The 514-nt window shown below is 36.0% G+C and carries 2 pseudogenes; both read left to right on the top strand.

From position 1 onward, the window contains the following. Positions 1-136: pseudogene (locus HEM79_RS23220) on the top strand (DUF2931 family protein); the annotation flags it as partial. Then, positions 123-514, top strand: a pseudogene (locus HEM79_RS22345) (hypothetical protein); the annotation flags it as partial. The pseudogenes HEM79_RS23220 and HEM79_RS22345, both read left to right, overlap by 14 nt.

Raw genomic sequence — 514 nt, 5'->3', positions numbered from 1 at the left:
CACAAGAATAATAACAGCTTCAGGAAAAGATCTGGATATGTGTAAAGGGGTGACAAAAAGCGATTTTAGCTATGGTTATGATGAAGATATTTTACGATTTATAAAAAACAAAAAATACCCTTATGGTCGTTGGTGATAACGGGTGGTATAAATTTTTACCTTTGCTGACCATACCTGTAATCATTGAAAATACTTTACATTGCGCTAAAAAAAAGGCTGTTTTATTGTGTTTGCGTTGGGTGCAGTCCAGGCGCGAATATGAAAATGTTATGCAGCATATGTCTAGTGATTTTCATTTGGTTGACTCATGGCAGATAAACCAACAGAAAGTCGCGGACTTTCTTTCTTTGGGTGAGGAGGAAAGGGATTACAACTATGGAAGCAGTGTACCAAATGCATCTGAAATAAAAATATTGCCCAGTCATTATGCTAAAAACCTAATGGATATCAGAAATAGCCTGCCTGATACTCAAGAGATAAAAGGTAACGAAATGCAGAAGTTAAATGAAGTATC

Origin of the sequence: Escherichia sp. 93.0816 (assembly GCF_013368855.2) — a bacterium.
GTDB lineage: Bacteria > Pseudomonadota > Gammaproteobacteria > Enterobacterales > Enterobacteriaceae > Escherichia > Escherichia ruysiae.
The sequence above is the reverse complement of the archived record's forward strand: the minus strand, read 5'-3'. Positions and strand labels throughout refer to the sequence as shown.